The organism is Actinomadura geliboluensis (genome assembly GCF_005889745.1).
GTDB classification, from domain to species: domain Bacteria; phylum Actinomycetota; class Actinomycetes; order Streptosporangiales; family Streptosporangiaceae; genus Spirillospora; species Spirillospora geliboluensis.
On the sequence record NZ_VCKZ01000200.1, the window covers coordinates 1 to 16,414 of the forward strand.

The following is a 16,414-nucleotide window of genomic DNA, read 5'->3' on the forward strand; positions in this document are numbered from 1 at the left end:
GCGGAGGCCAGCAGCGCCGCCTCGCGGGCCATCGCGGTCGGGTCGGGCGAGCCGGGCGGGTCGCGGCGCAGGATCAGGGCGCGGCCGCCTGCGTCGAACGCCCAGGTCTCGCGGCTGGCGCCGCCGGAGAGCCGGCGCAGGCCGGTGATCTCCGAGCCCAGGCGGGCCGCGAGCGCGGCCGCCACGGCGGTCATGCGCGGGCCGCGCGCTGGGCGGCGGCGAGGTCGCGGAGCGGGTCGCTCCCCCGGGTGTCGGCGTACTCCTCGATGCGCGCGATCCGCCCGTCCGCGACGGTCGCGAACAGGCACGCGGCCATCTCGACGGGCGTCCCGTCCGGGAGGGTGCCGCGCAGGACGTGCCGCTGGACGTAGCCGTCCGGCAGGGGGTCGCGGCGGATCTCCTCGTAGCGGAAGTCCGCCAGGTTGCGCGACAGCCAGCGCAGCGTGCGGAGGTTGTCGTCGACGCTCTGCTCGGAGCCGCCGCCGGGGCCGGGTCCGTTGTGCCAGATCCGGGCGTCCGGCGCGTAGATCGCGCGAAGGGCGTCGACGTCTCCCGAGGTGATGGCGGTCATGAAGCGGTCGGCGAGTTCCACGGGTCTCCTTCGTCAGGACGGCAGGCCGAGGGCTCGGACGGTGAGAGTGTCCAGGGTGTCCAGGAGCCGCTCGGTGCCCGGGGGGTCGTTGCCCTGGACGAGCGACAGGTACAGCGAGTGGTCCACCATCGCGGCGAGGGCGCGGGCGGCGGTCTCGGGGTCGAGGTCGGCCGGGACGAGCCCCTCGCGCTGCCAGCGCGCGATCGCCCGCGCGGAGCGCTCGGCGGACGCGGCCCGGTGCTTGCGGCGCAGCTCCTGGAACTCGGCGTTGAACGTCGCGACCTGCTCGATGATCGCCATCATCTTCGCGTTGCGCAGGTACGCCTCGTAGTAGGCGCGGTTGGCGCGGCGGATGCGGGCGGCCGGGGACGGGCCGGTCAGCGGGACGAGCGCGTGGTCGGTCATGTCGGCGAACAGCCGGTCGGCGACCTCCAGGAAAACGGCCTCCTTCGACGGGAAGTAGGTGTAGAAGGACCCGTAGGCGACCCGGGCGTGCCGGGTGATGTGCGCGACGCGGGTCTCCAGGAAGCCGTGCTCCTCGAACACCTCGCGGGCGGCCGTGAGCAGGCGCTCCCTGGTCCGGGCGCCGCGCTCGGTGAGCGGCTGGCCGCCGGATTCGTCGCCGCTCCGCATGACCGTGGTTCCTTTCTCCGGGGCTTGACAACCCGATGCTCGCAGGAACAGTATCCGAGCATCGAGCAAGTTGATATGACTGTCAAGTCAACTTCTGGGAGGCGCGATGGCGGGCCGGGCATGCTGATCAACGACATCGTCGAGTACGCGGCGCGCAAGCACCCCGAGCGGCCGGCGATCCTGTTCGAGGACGAGGCGGTCACGTACGCCGAACTGCGCGACCGGGTGCGGCGCACCGCGAACGCCCTGCTCACGGTCGCCGAGCCGGGCGACCGGGTGGCCGTGCTGTCGGGGAACCGGCCGGAGTACTTCGACCTGTACTACGGCGTGCCGGGCGCCGGGATGGCGCTGACCTTCCTCAACCACCGGCTGCACCCGTCCGAGATCGCGGGGCTCGTCGCCCACGCGCAGGCGTCGGTGCTCCTCGTGAGCAGCGAGTACGTCGAGGAGATGGACCGGCTCCGCGACGCGATGCCGACCGTGAAGACCGTCCTGAACCTGGACGACGACTACCGCGACCTGGTCGCGAAGGCGCCCGCGACCGAGCCGCCGCGCCCCGACGAGGACTCCGTCGCCTGGCTCGTCTACACCAGCGGCACCACCGGCCGGCCCAAGGGCGTCATGCTCAGCCACCGCAACCTGGTCACCGGGGTGGTCGGCTCGGTGGCGCACTGGGAGATCCCGGACGCGACGCGGTTCCTGTTCTGCTTCCCGCTCTGCCACGTCGGCGGCTACACGGCCGTCGTCTACCACATGCGCGGCGCGACGGTCGGGATCGTCCGGTCCTACGACAACGACACGTTCCTGCGGCGGGTCGCCGAATGGCGGATCACGCAGACCGGGCTCGCGCCGACGATGATCGCCTTCCTGCTGTCCCACCCCGGCATCGAGGACCGCGACCTCGGCACGCTGCAGGCCATCGGGTACGGCGCGTCCGCGATCCCTGCCGAGGTGCTGCGCCGCGGGATGGACGTCCTCGGCTGCGACTTCTACCAGGGCATGGGGATGAGCGAGCTCGGCGGCAACATCCTGCACTTCGGGATCGCCGAGCACCGCCGCGCCGCCGCCGGGGAGACCCACCTGCTCGCCGCCGCCGGCCGCGTCATGGACCTCGCCGACGTCCGGATCGTGGACGAGGACTTCCGCGACGTCCCGGACGGCGAGCCCGGCGAGATGGTCGTGCGCTGCGACCAGGTGATGCGCGGCTACTGGCGCGAGCCGGAGCTGACCGCCGAGGCGTTCCGGGACGGCTGGTTCCGCACCGGCGACGTCGTCCGGCGGGACGCCGAGGGCATGGTCTACATCGTCGACCGGATCAAGGACATGATCATCACCGGCGGGGAGAACGTGGCGTCCCGCGAGGTCGAGCAGGTCCTCTACCGGCACCCGGCGATCGCGGACGCGGCCGTGTTCGGCGTCCCCGACCCGCGCTGGGGCGAGTCGGTCTGCGCCGCCGTCGTCGCGCGCGAGGAGATCGGCGCGGACGACGTCATCGCGTTCGCCCGCGAGCACCTCGGCGGCTACAAGGTGCCGCGCCGCGTCGAATTCGTCCGCGAACTGCCCCGCAACGTCGCCGGCAAGGTCCTGAAACGCGAACTGCGCTCCCGATTCAAGGAGGTCACGTGAACACCGAGTTCGAACTCGGCGGCATCAACCACCTGGCGCTGGTGTCGTCCGACATGAAACGCACCATCGACTTCTACTCCGGCGTCCTCGGAATGCCGCTCATCAAGACCCTCGACCTGCCCGCCGGACTGGGCCAGCACTTCTTCTTCGACTGCGGCGGCGGCGACTGCGTGGCGTTCTTCTGGTTCCCGGACGCGCCGGACGCCGTCCCCGGGATCTCCGCGCCCGCCGGCCGCCCCGAGCAGGGCAAACTGCTCAGCGCGGTCGGGTCGATGAACCATGTCGCCTTCCACGTCCCGCCGGAGAGGTTCGAGGAGTACCGCACGCGGCTCAAGGAGAAGGGCGTCACGGTCAGCCCCATCCTGAACCACGACGACAGCCCGATGGGCGTCTCCCGCGACGTCAACGACGGGGTGTTCGTCCGCTCCTTCTACTTCCAGGACCCCGACGGGATCCTCCTCGAATTCGCCTGCTGGACGCGCGAGTTCGACGACTCCGACGTCTCCCACGAGCCCAAGACCGCCGCCGACCGCACCGTCTCGAAGGACAAGCATGCCGCGACTGCGTGAGGTCCCCCGCGCCGAAGTCACCGACGAGCGCATCCTCTTCTTCTACGACCACCTGTTCGCGCCCGACCGCGACCCGGCCGTCGACCACGGCACCGCGACCGGCTCGCCCGGCGACTGGTGGACGGTGTTCGCCCAGTCCCCCGACGTGTTCCGGCACGCCGTCCGGGGCTTCGCGCTGTACCGCAACGCCGACCTCGACCCCGTGCTGCGGGAGCTGGGCCAGTGCCGGGCCGGCTGGGCGCGCGGCAGCCAGTTCGTGTTCTCGCAGCACTGCAAGCAGATGCGGGCGCTCGGCATGGCCGAGGAGAAGATCGAGTCCATCCCGCACTGGCAGACGGCCGACTGCTACTCGCCGCTGGAGCGGGCCGTCCTCGCCTACACCGACTGCCTCGTCCTGGACGGCGGCCGGACGCCCGACGCGGTCTTCGACATCCTCAAGGAGCACCTCTCCGACAAGGAGATCCTCCAGCTCACCTACATCACGTGCATGTACGAGATGCACGCGACGATGTCCCGCGCGCTGCGCCTGGAGTTCGACGACCGCCCCGAGCCGATCGTGGAGGTCGCGGCGCCCGAGGGCTACGGCGACCGCGACATCTCGGCCGACCTGACCGGGGCGGGCTGATGCTGTTCCCCGTACCCGAGCGGGTCCGCGGCGTCCGGGACGCCGTGCACGCCTTCATGACCGAGCGCGTCGAACCGGCCGAACCCGCCCTGAACGGCGGCGACCGCGAGACGCTCCGCGAGCTGCGGGAGGAGGCGAAGGCCGAGGGCCTGTGGGCGCTCGGCCACCCCACCGAACTGGGCGGCGGCGGCCTGCCGTTCCTCGACTACGTCTACGTCAACGAGGTGCAGGGGCGCAGCGAATGGGGGCAGCTCGCCCTCGGCACGTTCACCCTCCAGGACTCGCTGATGCTGCACAAGTACGCGAGCCCCCGCTGGCGCGATCGCTACCTGGCCCCGATGGTCGCGGGCGAGGTCTCGCCGAGCTTCGCGATGACCGAGCCCGACATCGCCAGCTCCGACCCGACGCAGCTCCGGACGAAGGCCGTACTGGACGGCGACCACTGGGTCATCAGCGGCCGCAAGTGGTTCACGACGGGCGCCGCCGACGCCGCCTACACCACGGTCATGTGCCGCACCGAGCCCGAGGGGACGGCCCCGCACCGCTCCTTCAGCATGATCATCGTGCCGACGGACACGCCGGGGTACCGGATCGTCCGGGAGACGCCCGTCCTCGGCATCAACGGCGGCCACTACGAGGTCGCCTACGACGACGTGCGCGTCCCCGCCGACAACCTCCTCGGCCCGCGCGGGCAGGGCTTCGTCATCGCCCAGGACCGCCTCGGCCCCGGCCGCATCTTCCACTGCATGCGCTGGCTCGGCCAGGCCCAGCGCGCGTTCGAGCTGATGTGCGCCCGCCTCGGCGCCCGCGTCGCGTTCGGCGAGCCGCTGTCGGCGAAGCAGCTGATGCAGCAGCACGTCTTCGACTCCTACACCGAAATCCAGGCAGCGCGCCTGCTCACCCTCCAGGCCGCCGAGCAGATCGACGCGGGCAGCCAGGCGCGTATCGAGATCGGCGCGATCAAGGTGGTCGGGGCGCGGATGCTGCACAACGTCATCGACCGCGCCGTCCAGGTGCACGGCGCCGCCGGGCTCACCGACGACACGCCGCTGTCCCGCATGTACCGGCACGCCCGCGAGGCCCGCATCTACGACGGCCCGGACGAGGTCCACGTCCAGAGCACCGCCCGCCGCATCCTGCGGGAGCTCGCATGAGACTCACCCGCAGGTCGCTGCTCGGCGGGTTCGGCATGGCGGCCGTGCTCGGCACGTCCGGCACCGTCCTCGGCACGTCCGGCACCGCGGCCGCCGCCGGCCGGCCGCGTCCGCGAAAGGGAAAGAAATTGAAGATCACCAAGCTGGCCGAGGGGCTCCTGTTCCCCGAGGGCCCGACCGTCCTGCCGAACGGGGACGTGCTCGTCGTCGAGCTGCACCGGGGCACGCTGACCCGCGTGAAGCCGGACGGCACCACGTCCGTCGCGGCGGAGACCGGCGGCGGCCCGAACGGGTCGGCGCTCGGCCCGGACGGGCGGGTCTACATCGCCAACTCCGGCGGCCTCAACCGGTTCGAGGTCGGCGGGTTCGTGTTCGCGGGCGGCATCCCCGCCGACTACGAGGGCGGGAGCATCCAGGCCGTCGACCTGACGGACGGCTCCGTCGAGACCCTCTACAGCGACGGCCTCCGCGGGCCCAACGACCTCGTGGTGGACGCCCACGGCGGCATCTACTTCACCGACTACGGCAAGAGCGACGGAGTCACCGGCGACAAGGGCCGCCTGTTCTACGCCAAGGCGGACGGCTCCTCCATCGAGATGATCGCCGCCGGGATGGAGGGCCCGAACGGCATCGGCCTCTCCCCCGACGGCACGCGCCTGTACGTCAGCGAGACCTACACGGCGCGGGTCTGGTGGTGGGACGTCACCGGCCCCGGCGAGATCAAGGGCGGGAGGTCGCTCGGCGGCTCCGGCGGCGGCAACTTCCTCTACACCGCGCCCGACTACACCAACTTCGACTCGCTCGGCGTGGACGGCCACGGCAACGTCTGCGTCGCGTCGATGGTGCACGCGGGCATCTCGATCATCAGCCCGGAGGGCGACCTGGTCCGCTTCGTCGACATCGACGTGGACGGCGACCCGGGCATCACCAACATCACCTGGGGCGGCGACGACATGCGCACCGCCTATGTGACCGCCTCCAGCACCGGCCGGCTTCTGAAGATCGAGAACTGGCCGTTCCCCGGCCTGGTGCTCAACCACGCCTGACGCGCGGCCGCGCCGCCGACCGCCCCGCCCGCCGGCCGCCCGGCGGGCGGGGATTCGGACGCTCATGGCCGTTTCTTGGAATAGGCGGGCACCGCGTTTTTTCGGTGGGCGGAGTTTCCCGGGGTGACTGCTGGGAAATCTGCCTGCTAGAGGGAACGGAGGCGGTTGGCATGGAGGTCGTTCTCGAAATGACCCTGCCGAGGAACGCCGAGAGCGCTCCGCTGGTGCGGCACACGCTCGACGCTTCCCTTCGCGGGCTCGGAGTGGGTTCCGAGATCCGTGCCGATATCGCGCTGGCGCTCGGAGAGGCGTGCGCGAACGTCATCCAGCATGCCGCCTCCGGAATGGAGTACGAGGTCCGGGCGCGGATGGACGGCGCGCGATGCGTCGTGGAAGTCATCGACGGGGGCACGGACGCGGGGGAAGGCGACGGGAGCGTCATAGAAACGGAATGGGAGCCCGCGGACGCGGCGCCCCTGGCCGAACACGGCCGGGGGCTGCGGCTGATGCGGGCGTTCACGGAGGAGCTTCGCATCGCCGACCGGGTGCACCGCACCGGCGCGATCGTGCATTTCGAGAAGTCGCTGGCCGGGTGACCGGCCCGCGGCCCGGGTGACGGGCCCGGCGGCGCGCGCCGCCGGACCGGTCACCCGGGCCGGGTCGTGGCCGCCGTCAGCCGGTGACCGGGATGTCGTGCTCGACGGGCGTCGGCGCGGGCGCCTCCTTCGGCGCGCGCGCCGGGGCGCCGCGGCCGCAGGTGGCGGACGCGACCCGGAGCGTGCCCTTGTCGCGGGGCAGCGCCAGCTCCATCGCGGTGACGGCGAGCCGGCCGTCCGCGGTGCGCTGCTGCTTGTTGAGGATCAGCGCCGTCCGGCCGACGCCGTCCACGTCGACCGGGATGGTGGTGTTCGGCGGCGGCGAGGCGTCCAGCCGCTTGCCCGCGAGGACGGCGCGGCCGAGGTGCGCGGAGCCGCGGCCGTCGACGCACTTGGCCGACACGGCGCTGGCGAGCAGGTCCGCGGACGGGACGGCGAGCCGCGTGACGGTCGAGCGGGCGCGGGACGGCGAGGCGCTGACGTGCAGGGCCTCCGCGTCGGCGAGGTCGGTGTGGTTCTCCCGCAGGAGTCTCTTGTTGACCTCCTCGGTGGTGGACGAGACGGCCGGCACCGGCGGGACCGTGATCGGCCCGGTGATCGCCAGCCCGTACGCGGACCCCTCGCCCGCGGGGGCGGTGGCGGCCTGCGCCGGGACGGCCGCGAGCCCGCCGGCGAGCAGGCCGGCGGCGAGGCAGCTGACGACATGGCGGTGACGCATGGGTGTGCTCCGATTCTGGAAAGGTACTCGTTGAGGTTGGTCGAGCGGGGTCTGGTCAGGCGGTGATGAGCACCGGCGAGCCGAGCGGCACGCGGGACAGCGCCTTCAGCGCGTCCGCCGGCACCCGCACGCAGCCGTGCGTGACGGCCTTGCCGAACACGGAGGCGTCGGGCCAGCCGTGCAGGGCGACGGTGCCGGGCCCGCCGCCGAAGGTGTCCAGGGTCGCCGAGTGGGTGCCGAGCGGCAGGACGAGCGGGCTCGGCGTCTTCTTCCCCGGCAGGACCGAGGCCATGATGAACGTCCGGCCGGCCGGCGTCGGGGTCTTGGCGCCGCCGACCGCGACCGTCCACCGGCCCGCGCGGCGCCCCGACTTCAGCAGCGTGAGCTGCCGCTTCGCGACCTCGACCCGGACGGTGTAGGGCGTGCGCGCGGTGCGCAGCCCGGTGCCGGCGAGCCAGCCGCTCGCCCGGTTGGGACGGCTCGGCAGCAGCACGCGCCGCCACTCGCCGGAGGTCTCCACCACGGGCACCCAGGTGGGGCCGCCCAGCTGGGTGGCGGGCAGGGTCGCGATGCGGCGCCCGCCGGGCCGGTCGAACACCGGGGCGGGCCCGGTCGGGTGGACGACGGTGCCGTCGGTGCCGCCCTCGCCGTCGGCGCCGGCGGCCGGCGCCGCGTCCTCGGGCGCGCCGCGGACGGTGGTGAACGTGGTGGCCTCGGGGACCTTGGCGGCGCCCGTGCCGGTGCCGGCGCTCGGGCCGGCGCTCCGCTCGCCGGCGGACGCCGTGCGGTGCTGGGCGGCGCCGCCGCATCCGCCGAGCAGCAGCACGGCGGCGGCCGCGCCGAGCAGCGCGGCGTGACGGGAGTACCGCGGAGCGTTAGTGGTCGCCATGGGCCGGGATATTAGTAGTGGCGAAGGCGGTCGTACCGAGAATGGCGAAAAAGAACGGCGAGCCGCCATTGCAATTAGCAATAAGCCGCGATTTAGTGGGTGTGTTGCGGAGGGTTGCGACTTACTCAAATAAAGCGGACAGGTCAGGCGAGCATGGAGAGCGAGCCGTCCTCGCCGTCCCGCCTGGAGGCCGCCTCGTGGAACTCCGTGAGCCCCCACAGCAGCGCCGCGCGCGCGGAGGCCGGCATCTGGGCCAGCACCCGGGTGAGCTCCGCCTGCCGCCGCTCCCGGAGCCGGCCGACCAGCGCCCGCCCGTCCGCGCTCAGCCGCACGGTCACCTCCCGGCGGTCGCGGCCGGAGTCGCGGGCCAGCAGACCGGACGCCTCCAGCCGGTCGCACAGCCGGCTCGCCGAGGACACCAGCGCGCCCAGCTCGCCCGCCAGGCTGCTGATGTTGACCGGGCCGCGCTCCAGCACGAGCAGCGCGCGCAGCTGCGTGGACGGAACGGGCACGTCGGGGGCGTTGTGGGGCCGGGACCAGACGTTCATGAGAGTGGCGGCCACGTCGTCCAGGGCCGCCGCAGTGGACTCCGCGGCTCCCTCACCCGGCGTTCCGACCATGCCTCCCACTGTTACATAACGGTGCCCGGCACGGCACCCGGGCCCCTCCAGGCGCCGCGCCGGGCCTCGTCAACGCACCGCGGGTCAGCGCGGCAGCTTCACCACCGTGACGAAGAAGTCGTCGATCCGGCGGACGACGGAGATGAACTGGTCGAAGTCGACCGGCTTGGTGACGTAGGCGTTCGCGTGCAGGTGGTAGCTGCGCAGGATGTCCTCGTCGGCCTCGGACGTGGTGAGCACGACGACCGGGATGCTCCGCAGGTCCTCGTCGGCCTTGATCTCGCCGAGCACCTCGCGGCCGTCCTTGCGCGGCAGGTTCAGGTCCAGCAGCACGAGGTCGGGGCGGGGCGCGTCCGCGTACTCGCCCTCCCGGCGCAGGAACGCCATCGCCTGCTCGCCGTCGTTGACGACGCTGAGGGTGTTGTTCACTTTGTTGTGCTCGAACGCCTCGACGGTCAGCAGGACGTCACCGGGGTCGTCCTCGACGAGTAGGACCTCGATGGGACGCGGACCTTCGTTCATGCGTCGTCTCCGTTTGTGTCGTCGCCGTTGATGTCGTCGCCGTTGATGTCGTCGCCGTTGGTGAGGTGCGCGTGGGCCGGCAGGGTCCAGCGGAAGGTGGTGCCGGGCTCGCCGCCGCGGTCCGCGCCGTCGAGCCAGATGCGCCCGCCGTGGTACTCGACGATCTTCTTGCAGAGCGCCAGGCCGATGCCCGTGCCGGTGTACTCGTCCCGCGGATGCAGCCGCTGGAAGATCAGGAAGATCCGGTCGGCGTACCGGGGCTCCACGCCGATGCCGTTGTCGGCGCAGCGGAACTCCCACTCGTCGCCGGTGCGGCGGGCGTCGATGACCACCCGGGGCGGCACGCCCTCGCGCCGGAACTTGATGGCGTTGCCGAGAAGGTTCTGGAACAGCTGGGTCAGCTGGGTGCGGTCGCCGGACACGTGCGGCAGCTCCGCGACGTCCACCTCGGCGCCGGTCTCCTCGCGGAGCGTCGCCAGGTTGTCCAGGGCCTGCCGGGCGACCGCGCCGAGGTCGACCGACTCCTCGGGGCGGGCCATCCGGCCGACGCGGGAGAAGCTCAGCAGGTCGTTGATGAGCGCCTGCATGCGCTTGGCGCCGTCCACCGCGAACTCGATGTACTGCCGGCCGCGGTCGTCCAGCTGGTCCCCGTACCGGCGCTCGATCATCTGGCAGAAGCTCGCGACCTTGCGCAGCGGCTCCTGCAGGTCGTGGCTCGCGACGTAGGCGAACTGCTCCAGCTCGGAGTTGGAGCGGCGCAGCTCCGCGGTCTGCTCGTCGAGCAGCCGGGTCTTCTCCTCGCTGATCCGCCACTGCCGGATGATCCGGTCGCGCATCGCGTCGATGATCGCGGCCAGCTCGTTGATCTCGGCCGGGCCCGGCACGTCCAGCGGGTGCTCGAAGTCGCCCTGGGCCACGGCGCGGACGCGTCCGGTCAGGCCGGACACCGGGATCAGCACGGTGCGGCGCAGCAGCACGGCGAGCGCCAGCGCCGCCACGACGACCATGACGAGCGCGGCGACCGTCGACCACTGGGCCGCGCTCGCGCGGGACCGGACCTTCTCGGCGGCGCGGTCGTGCAGCTCGGTGAGGCCGATCTGCAGCGGGGTCATGTCGCCGCGCGCCTGGTTGAGCAGCCGGCGCGCCTCGCGGCTCGCGTCCGGGTCGATGCCCTGGCCGCCGGGCCCGGCGGCGATCCGGTCCGCGAAGGCGGCGCGCCACGCCGCGGAGTCGGCGGTGGCCTTGTCCAGGAGGCGGACGACGTCCCCGCTCTCCGGCACCCCGGCCAGCAGCCGGCGCATCCGCGCCGCGGCCTGCTCCTCCAGCCGCACGGCGTCGCGGTACCGGGCCACCTCCTCGGCGCCGCCGTCCTGCGCGTAGTCGCGGATCGCCATGTCCTGGCCCGTGACGGCGGTGGTGAGGCGGAACTGCTCCAGCGTCGCCGGGTCGACCTGGTTGATGAGGACGTCCCGCGCCTCGCGGCTCCCGAACAGGGCCGCCCCGGCCTGCGTGAACGCGGCCAGCAGGAGCACCGCGAGGACGAACGCGCCGATCTGGTAGATCCGGACGAGCCGGAGCCGGCCCATCCCGTGCCCCTCGGGCAAAGTGCCCGCGGGCATCACGACCGCCGGGCCGCTCATCCTCAGCTCTTGGGGGAAGCCGGAGGGCTGCTCGACGGGGGGCTGCTCGTCCGCCATCAGCCGTCTCCCCGGCTCAGCAGCAGCACGGCCAGGTCGTCGGACAGGACACCGCCGTTCAACCGCTCGGCCTCCGCGATGAGGTCGTCGATGAGCACCTCGCCCCGCCGGCCCGCGTCGTGCGCCGTCTTCGCCAGCTCCACCAGCCCGGACAGGTCGAGGTACTCGTCGTCGCCGACCCGCCCCTCGATCAGGCCGTCGGTGTAGAGGAGCATCCCCCACGACTCGCCGAGGTCCAGGTCGAGGGCGGGCCAGTCGACGCCGGGGATCAACCCGAGGGCGGGGCCGCGGGGCTCGTCCGGGACGACCTCGACGCCGCCCGGCCCGAAGAACAGCGGGCGCGGGTGCCCGGCCCGGTGCATCCGGGCGCTGCGCCGGTCCGGCGCGATCGTCAGCATGCACACGGTGGTGAAGATCTCCTCCCCCCATCGCTCGTGCTGCAGGACGGCGTCGAGCGTGTCGAGCAGCCGCGCGCCGGTGTGCCCGGCGAGGACGAGCGTCCGCCACGCCATGCGGAGCCGTACCCCGAGGGACGCCTCGTCCGCGCCGTGCCCGCTGACGTCGCCGATCACCACGTGGACGGCGCCGTCGTCGGTCTGCACGGTGTCGTAGAAGTCGCCGCCGAGCAGGGCGCGGTCGCGTCCGGGCCGGTAGCGGGTGTGGTGGCGCAGCGTTCCGTCGGTGAGGATCGGGACGGGCAGCAGGCCCCGCTCCAGCCGCGCGTTCTCGCGGCTCAGCGCGCGCGCCTCGACGAGCTGCCGCTCGGACTCGTCGGCGCGCTTGCGCTCGATCGCGTAGCTGATGGCGCGGGTGAGCAGCGCGCCGTCCACGTCCTGCTTGACGAGGTAGTCCTGGGCGCCGGCGGCGACGGCCTCGACGCCGACGTGGGCGTCGGCGAGGCCGGTCAGCACGAGCACGGCGGTGGCGGGCGCGTGGGTGCGCACCTGGTGGAGGGCGTCGAGGCCGCGCGCGTCGGGCAGCGACAGGTCGACGATGACGCACTGGATCTCGGGCCGGAGCGCGTCGAGCGCCTCCCGCAGCGTGGTCGCGACGGTGATCCGGACACCGGGCTGCGCCTCGGTGAGCAGCTCCTCGAACAGGAACGCGTCGCCGGGGTCGTCCTCGACGAGGAGGAGGTGCGGGGAGCCGGCCACGCCGAGGAGTCGCTCCGCACCGCGACTGTGCATCGCGGCCATGTCTCAGCTCCTTCGGTCGAGGCGCAACCGGATGAACCAGGGCGGCGGGGGTTTGGTTGTCGTCGAGCAAATATTAAGGGCACCCGGGTGACCGGTATGCACCAGCCACAACCTACTTGCGTCGTGCGTAGTAGCGCGCGACCCGCTCGCGGTTTCCACAGCGGGCCGCCGAGCACCAGCGGCGGCGCGGATGCGCGGGCAGGAAGAGCAGGGTGCAGCCCGCCGCCTCGCACTGGCGGACGCGCCCGATCGCCGGGTCGGCGAGCAGGACCGCCGCGGCCTCGGCCAGGTGCGCGGCGAGCCGCGCGCCGTAGCGCCCGGGGCGCTCCGGGACCACGGTGACGGCCGTCCCGTCCCAGGCCGGGCGTTTGATCGCCGGGGCGCGGCGCTGGGCTTCGGCGAGGCCGTCGAGCGCGTCGCCGGGCGGCCGCTCGCCGCGCCGGGCGCGTTCGATGGCGGCGGCCGTGTGCTCCCGGACGGCGTGGACGGCCGCCACATCCGCCGGTGTGAGCGCCTCCGCGGGCTCGGGCACCCGCCCGTCTTCGAGGGCCAGCCAGGCGGCCAGGCCGCCGGCGGTGGCGATCAGGTCTCCGGTGGCCGGACGGGTGTTGAGCAGGTCCAGCGCGAGGGGCTCTCCGGTCAGCGGGACGGTGTCGCTCATGCGGCTAATGCTACATCCGGCTGTTGACACATTAGATCGCGCTCGGCTACATCTAATGCATCTCCAGCCTTAGGAGGCATGTGAAATGACGGTCCCCACCCTCGCCCACACCGTGCACCGCCACCTCGACGTGGACGGGATCCGCGTCTTCTACCGCGAGTCGCTGCCCGCCGACTCGGGCGCGCCCGTCCTGCTCCTGCTGCACGGCTTCCCGTCCGCGTCGCACCAGTTCCGGCGGCTGATCGACGTGCTCGGCACCCGCTACCGGCTGATCGCCCCGGACTATCCGGGGTTCGGGCACAGCGACGTCCCCGCGCCCGCGTCCGCCGGCGGGACGTTCGCCTACACCTTCGACGGGCTCGCCGACGTGATGGAGGGCTTCGTCGAGCGCCTCGGCCTGCGCCGCTTCGCCCTGTACATGTTCGACTTCGGCGCGCCCGTCGGCTTCCGGCTCGCGCTGCGGCACCCGGAGTGGATCGCGGGCCTCGTCGTCCAGAACGGCAACGCCTACGAGGAGGGCCTCTCGCCGGGCGCCCGGGACTTCATCGCGCTGCGTCCCGAGACGGAGGGCGCGGAGAAGGCCGTCCTGGACCTGCTGACGCTGCCCGCCACGCGCGGCCAGTACGAGGGCGGGACGTCCGACCCCGAGCTCATCGCCCCCGACGGCTGGACCCTCGACCAGCACTTCCTCGACCTGCCAGGACGGACCAGGCCGCAGATCGACCTCGCCTTCGACTACCACTCGAACGTCGAGCGGTACCCGGCCTGGCAGGCGTGGCTGCGCGAGCACACCCCGCCCGCCCTCATCGTGTGGGGGCGCGACGACATGTTCTTCCCCGAGCCCGGAGCCCGCGCCTACCTGCGCGACCTGCCGGACGCCGACCTGCACGTGTTCGACACCGGCCACTTCGCGCTGGAGGATCGGCTGGCCGAGATCGCTCCGCTGATCGCCCGTTTCCTCGATTCGCTCTGACTCTCCCCGATCCGCTGTAACAAGGCGGTCCGTCCGGCCACTACCTCGTGACATGAACACCTGGACGGACGGAGCAGCGGTGCCAGAAGACAGCGGCGGAGGGACGGGCGGTGACCGGCATGACCCCCGATGAGCGGCGCTTCACCGCGATCTACGACGCGTGCCGACAGAACGTGTGGGCGTACGCCGCCGCGCGCGCCGGGCGGCAGGCGGCGGACGAGGTGGTGAGCGAGACGTTCGCGGTCGCGTGGCGGCGGCTCGCCGACGTCCCCGACCCGGCCCTGCCGTGGCTGCTCGGCGTCGCGCGGAACGTGCTCCGCGACGGCCACCGGGCGCAGGTGCGGCGCGAGGCGTTCACGGCGGAGCTCGGCCGGTGGGCGGCCCGCCCGGCGGGCGACATCGCCGAGGACGTCGCGGAGCGGCTCGCCGTGCTGCGCGCGATGGCGGCGCTGCCGGAGGCCGACCGCGAGGTCCTGATCCTCGTCGCCTGGCAGGGGCTGACACCGCGCGAGGCGGCCAAGGTCGTCCGCTGCTCGCCCGCCGCGCTGCGGGTGCGGCTGCACCGGGCGCGGCGCCGGCTGCTCCGCGCGGCGGAGCAGGACACGGCCGGGGGCAGCCCGGCACGGGGCGGCACGCGGCCGCAGGTGGGGATCATCAGCGAGGAGATGACATGAGGGACGTTCTTCACACCCTGCGGCAGGCCAGGCCCGCCGAGCTGGACCCGGACCTGGCGGTCGGCGACGACGTCCGGCGCGCGGAGCTGACCCGCGCGATGGCGGCGGACCCCGGCGCGGCCGCGGCCGACGCGCGGGTCGCGCCGGAGCGGCGGCGGGTGCGCCCCGCGTGGGGGCTGAGCCTGGCCGGGGCGGTGGCCGCGGGGGCGATCGTCGCGGCGGCCGTCGTCACGACCGGCGGCGACCCGGCCGGCGGAGTCGCCCCCGGGCCCGGCGGGAACGGGACCGCGGCGGTCCCGGCGCTCGACGCGAAGACCGTGCTGCTCGCGGCGGCGGAGAAGGCCGGCGGGCAGCACGAGACGACCGGGGCGTACTGGCACCAGGTGACGGTCTCGTCCCACCTGTACCTGGTCGGGACGGGCGCGGACCGCTACGGCGTCGTCGTCCGGGACAAGGCGGAGACGTGGACGCCGAGCAAGCCGGGCGTCCGGTCGTGGACGCTCCAGCAGAACCTCGGCGCCAAGCCCGCCACCCCCGCGGACGTGGCGGCGTGGCAGCGCGCCGGGTCGCCGTCGGCGTTCCGGATCGAGGTTCCGCCCGCCCCGAACGCCAAGCCCGGCCAGGGCCGCCTGAAGGCGTTCACGGCGAAGGGCGCGCCCGGCCGCGCCGAGGTGCAGAGCGCGCCGCTCGTCGACGGCGACAAGGTGTTCTGGCTGGGGCGGAACGTGACCATGAAGGACCTGCGGTCGCTGCCGTCCGACCCGGCACGGCTCAAGGCCGAGCTGATGCGCTGGTACAAGGGCCACGGCACCGAGTCGAACGAGCGGATGCCGGCGGACCAGTGGCTCTACGAGGTGGCGCGCGGCCTGGTGATGGACATGCCGGTGAAGCCGGAGGTGCGGGCGGCCGGGTTCCGGATGCTGGCCGCGCTCCCCGCGGTGAAGTCGGTCGGGAAGGCCACCGACCCGGAGGGGCGGACGGGAAACGCCATCGCGGTGGACGAGCGGACGGACCGCGGTGTGATCCGCCGTCAAATGATCATTGATCTGGCCACCGGTACCGCACTGGCCAGCCAGAACATCGTGCTGGAGCCCGCGGCGGGAACGCGGATCCCGGCGGGGCGGACGGTGGACTCCACCGTCACGGTCACCGCGGAATGGACCGACTCCCACCCGCGCTGACCCGTTCCCGGAAGGGACGGTGCCGATCACGGTGCCGTCCCTTCCCGGCGTTTGCGGCCGAGATGTGATCAGGCGCTTTTGGGGGTGTGCCGGGCCGTTCTCTGCGCGGCCCGGCGCTGCGCGGCGGCGGCCTTCGCGCGGTTGAGGCTTTCCCTCACCTTGGCGGCGCCGCGCGTCGCGGTCCTGGTGTCCTTGGCGCGTCCGGCGTAAACGGCGAGCACCTCGGCGACGGGCGGCGGCTGCCATTCCTCCTTCGCGACGATCGGCAGGGCGGGGACGGCGGCGGGGATCGTGGCGGGTGCGGTTGCGGAGTTTCCGGGCACGGGTTTTCCAAGCACGGGGACGAGCGCGAGATGCGATTGGCAGTGCGGGCACTGCACCCCCGGATGGGTGTCTCTGCTCATAACAGAAATCATTACGCGAGGGTCTGACAAAACAACCC

Annotated in this window: 19 protein-coding genes and 1 pseudogene; 9 read left to right on the plus strand and 11 right to left on the minus strand. The window is 73.0% G+C overall.

What is annotated here, in order from left to right; translation table 11 throughout:
- The 3 genes and pseudogenes from ETD96_RS24845 to ETD96_RS24855 form a co-directional block, all read right to left on the minus strand.
- Positions 1-194 (minus strand): annotated as a pseudogene (locus tag ETD96_RS24845) (phosphotransferase family protein); the annotation flags it as partial.
- Positions 191-592, minus strand: a complete 402-nt coding sequence (locus tag ETD96_RS24850) for a nuclear transport factor 2 family protein (RefSeq protein ID WP_205719444.1) — start codon at positions 590-592, stop codon at positions 191-193. The gene ETD96_RS24850 and the pseudogene ETD96_RS24845, both read right to left, overlap by 4 nt.
- 12 nt (positions 593-604) lie before the next feature.
- Entirely contained in the window at positions 605-1,225 is a 621-nt protein-coding gene (locus ETD96_RS24855; RefSeq protein WP_138638892.1) for a TetR/AcrR family transcriptional regulator, read from the minus strand.
- Between the two features lie 120 nt (positions 1,226-1,345).
- Between ETD96_RS24855 and ETD96_RS46040 the strand changes: the two genes are divergently transcribed.
- From ETD96_RS46040 to ETD96_RS24880, 6 genes are all read left to right on the plus strand, one after another.
- Positions 1,346-2,851, plus strand: coding sequence for an AMP-binding protein (locus ETD96_RS46040; protein ID WP_205719445.1), 1,506 nt, complete (start codon positions 1,346-1,348; stop codon positions 2,849-2,851).
- On the plus strand, positions 2,848-3,420 hold the full coding sequence (locus tag ETD96_RS46045; RefSeq protein ID WP_205719446.1) for a VOC family protein: 573 nt from the start codon (positions 2,848-2,850) through the stop codon (positions 3,418-3,420). Before ETD96_RS46040 ends, ETD96_RS46045 begins: the two co-directional genes overlap by 4 nt.
- Positions 3,404-4,045 carry a carboxymuconolactone decarboxylase family protein gene (locus ETD96_RS24865; RefSeq protein WP_138638893.1) on the plus strand — a complete coding sequence of 214 codons (642 nt, stop codon included), beginning with the start codon at positions 3,404-3,406 and terminating at the stop codon, positions 4,043-4,045. Before ETD96_RS46045 ends, ETD96_RS24865 begins: the two co-directional genes overlap by 17 nt.
- On the plus strand, positions 4,045-5,199 hold the full coding sequence (locus ETD96_RS24870) for an acyl-CoA dehydrogenase family protein (protein WP_138638894.1): 1,155 nt from the start codon (positions 4,045-4,047) through the stop codon (positions 5,197-5,199). Before ETD96_RS24865 ends, ETD96_RS24870 begins: the two co-directional genes overlap by 1 nt.
- On the plus strand, positions 5,196-6,245 hold the full coding sequence (locus tag ETD96_RS24875; protein WP_205719447.1) for an SMP-30/gluconolactonase/LRE family protein: 1,050 nt from the start codon (positions 5,196-5,198) through the stop codon (positions 6,243-6,245). The genes ETD96_RS24870 and ETD96_RS24875 overlap by 4 nt, the downstream gene beginning before the upstream one ends.
- A 170-nt stretch (positions 6,246-6,415) precedes the next feature.
- The gene (locus ETD96_RS24880) at positions 6,416-6,841 is read left to right on the plus strand and encodes an ATP-binding protein (protein WP_138638895.1); all 426 of its coding nucleotides are present in this window, start codon (positions 6,416-6,418) and stop codon (positions 6,839-6,841) included.
- 76 nt (positions 6,842-6,917) lie between these two features.
- On the opposite strand, the gene ETD96_RS24885 is transcribed toward ETD96_RS24880, so the two are convergent.
- The 7 genes from ETD96_RS24885 to ETD96_RS24915 all read right to left on the minus strand — a co-directional run bounded on the left by ETD96_RS24885 (position 6,918) and on the right by ETD96_RS24915 (position 13,144).
- Positions 6,918-7,559 (minus strand): choice-of-anchor P family protein, encoded by a 642-nt coding sequence (locus ETD96_RS24885; RefSeq protein ID WP_138638896.1) that lies wholly within the window; start codon positions 7,557-7,559, stop codon positions 6,918-6,920.
- A 55-nt stretch (positions 7,560-7,614) separates the two neighbouring features.
- Positions 7,615-8,448 carry a L,D-transpeptidase gene (locus tag ETD96_RS24890; RefSeq protein WP_138638897.1) on the minus strand — a complete coding sequence of 278 codons (834 nt, stop codon included), beginning with the start codon at positions 8,446-8,448 and terminating at the stop codon, positions 7,615-7,617.
- Between the two features lie 143 nt (positions 8,449-8,591).
- The gene (locus ETD96_RS24895; RefSeq protein ID WP_138638898.1) at positions 8,592-9,068 is read right to left on the minus strand and encodes a MarR family transcriptional regulator; all 477 of its coding nucleotides are present in this window, start codon (positions 9,066-9,068) and stop codon (positions 8,592-8,594) included.
- Positions 9,069-9,152: 84 nt separating this feature from the next.
- Positions 9,153-9,590 carry a response regulator gene (locus tag ETD96_RS24900; RefSeq protein WP_138638899.1) on the minus strand — a complete coding sequence of 146 codons (438 nt, stop codon included), beginning with the start codon at positions 9,588-9,590 and terminating at the stop codon, positions 9,153-9,155.
- Positions 9,587-11,287 (minus strand): sensor histidine kinase, encoded by a 1,701-nt coding sequence (locus ETD96_RS24905; RefSeq protein WP_240808151.1) that lies wholly within the window; start codon positions 11,285-11,287, stop codon positions 9,587-9,589. Before ETD96_RS24905 ends, ETD96_RS24900 begins: the two co-directional genes overlap by 4 nt.
- Complete coding sequence (locus ETD96_RS24910; protein ID WP_240808154.1) at positions 11,287-12,483, minus strand: PP2C family protein-serine/threonine phosphatase; 1,197 nt, start codon at positions 12,481-12,483, stop codon at positions 11,287-11,289. Before ETD96_RS24910 ends, ETD96_RS24905 begins: the two co-directional genes overlap by 1 nt.
- A gap of 112 nt (positions 12,484-12,595) precedes the next feature.
- Positions 12,596-13,144: a CGNR zinc finger domain-containing protein gene (locus tag ETD96_RS24915; protein WP_138638900.1), complete on the minus strand. Its 549-nt coding sequence runs from the start codon at positions 13,142-13,144 to the stop codon at positions 12,596-12,598.
- 85 nt (positions 13,145-13,229) lie between these two features.
- Here ETD96_RS24915 and ETD96_RS24920 point away from each other — a divergent pair, with 85 nt between their 5' ends.
- The 3 genes from ETD96_RS24920 (at position 13,230) to ETD96_RS24930 (ending at position 15,972) form a co-directional block, all read left to right on the plus strand.
- On the plus strand, positions 13,230-14,117 hold the full coding sequence (locus ETD96_RS24920) for an alpha/beta fold hydrolase (RefSeq protein ID WP_138638901.1): 888 nt from the start codon (positions 13,230-13,232) through the stop codon (positions 14,115-14,117).
- 119 nt (positions 14,118-14,236) lie between these two features.
- Complete coding sequence (locus tag ETD96_RS24925; protein ID WP_138638909.1) at positions 14,237-14,791, plus strand: RNA polymerase sigma factor; 555 nt, start codon at positions 14,237-14,239, stop codon at positions 14,789-14,791.
- Positions 14,788-15,972 (plus strand): CU044_5270 family protein, encoded by a 1,185-nt coding sequence (locus tag ETD96_RS24930; protein WP_138638902.1) that lies wholly within the window; start codon positions 14,788-14,790, stop codon positions 15,970-15,972. The genes ETD96_RS24925 and ETD96_RS24930 overlap by 4 nt, the downstream gene beginning before the upstream one ends.
- Positions 15,973-16,040: 68 nt before the next feature.
- Here the strand turns inward: ETD96_RS24930 and ETD96_RS24935 are convergent, their stop codons facing one another.
- Entirely contained in the window at positions 16,041-16,295 is a 255-nt protein-coding gene (locus tag ETD96_RS24935) for a hypothetical protein (RefSeq protein WP_240808155.1), read from the minus strand.
- Positions 16,296-16,414 lie beyond the last annotated feature (119 nt).

Coding starts and splice junctions, on each gene's coding strand:
- ETD96_RS24855 (WP_138638892.1), bottom strand. CDS start 1,225: ATGCGGAGCGGCGACGAATCCGGCGGCCAGCCGCTCACCGAGCGCGGC.
- ETD96_RS46040 (WP_205719445.1), top strand. CDS start 1,346: ATGCTGATCAACGACATCGTCGAGTACGCGGCGCGCAAGCACCCCGAG.
- ETD96_RS24865 (WP_138638893.1), top strand. CDS start 3,404: ATGCCGCGACTGCGTGAGGTCCCCCGCGCCGAAGTCACCGACGAGCGC.
- ETD96_RS24870 (WP_138638894.1), top strand. CDS start 4,045: ATGCTGTTCCCCGTACCCGAGCGGGTCCGCGGCGTCCGGGACGCCGTG.
- ETD96_RS24875 (WP_205719447.1), top strand. CDS start 5,196: ATGAGACTCACCCGCAGGTCGCTGCTCGGCGGGTTCGGCATGGCGGCC.
- ETD96_RS24880 (WP_138638895.1), top strand. CDS start 6,416: ATGGAGGTCGTTCTCGAAATGACCCTGCCGAGGAACGCCGAGAGCGCT.
- ETD96_RS24885 (WP_138638896.1), bottom strand. CDS start 7,559: ATGCGTCACCGCCATGTCGTCAGCTGCCTCGCCGCCGGCCTGCTCGCC.
- ETD96_RS24890 (WP_138638897.1), bottom strand. CDS start 8,448: ATGGCGACCACTAACGCTCCGCGGTACTCCCGTCACGCCGCGCTGCTC.
- ETD96_RS24895 (WP_138638898.1), bottom strand. CDS start 9,068: ATGGTCGGAACGCCGGGTGAGGGAGCCGCGGAGTCCACTGCGGCGGCC.
- ETD96_RS24900 (WP_138638899.1), bottom strand. CDS start 9,590: ATGAACGAAGGTCCGCGTCCCATCGAGGTCCTACTCGTCGAGGACGAC.
- ETD96_RS24905 (WP_240808151.1), bottom strand. CDS start 11,287: ATGGCGGACGAGCAGCCCCCCGTCGAGCAGCCCTCCGGCTTCCCCCAA.
- ETD96_RS24910 (WP_240808154.1), bottom strand. CDS start 12,483: ATGGCCGCGATGCACAGTCGCGGTGCGGAGCGACTCCTCGGCGTGGCC.
- ETD96_RS24915 (WP_138638900.1), bottom strand. CDS start 13,144: ATGAGCGACACCGTCCCGCTGACCGGAGAGCCCCTCGCGCTGGACCTG.
- ETD96_RS24920 (WP_138638901.1), top strand. CDS start 13,230: ATGACGGTCCCCACCCTCGCCCACACCGTGCACCGCCACCTCGACGTG.
- ETD96_RS24925 (WP_138638909.1), top strand. CDS start 14,237: ATGACCCCCGATGAGCGGCGCTTCACCGCGATCTACGACGCGTGCCGA.
- ETD96_RS24930 (WP_138638902.1), top strand. CDS start 14,788: ATGAGGGACGTTCTTCACACCCTGCGGCAGGCCAGGCCCGCCGAGCTG.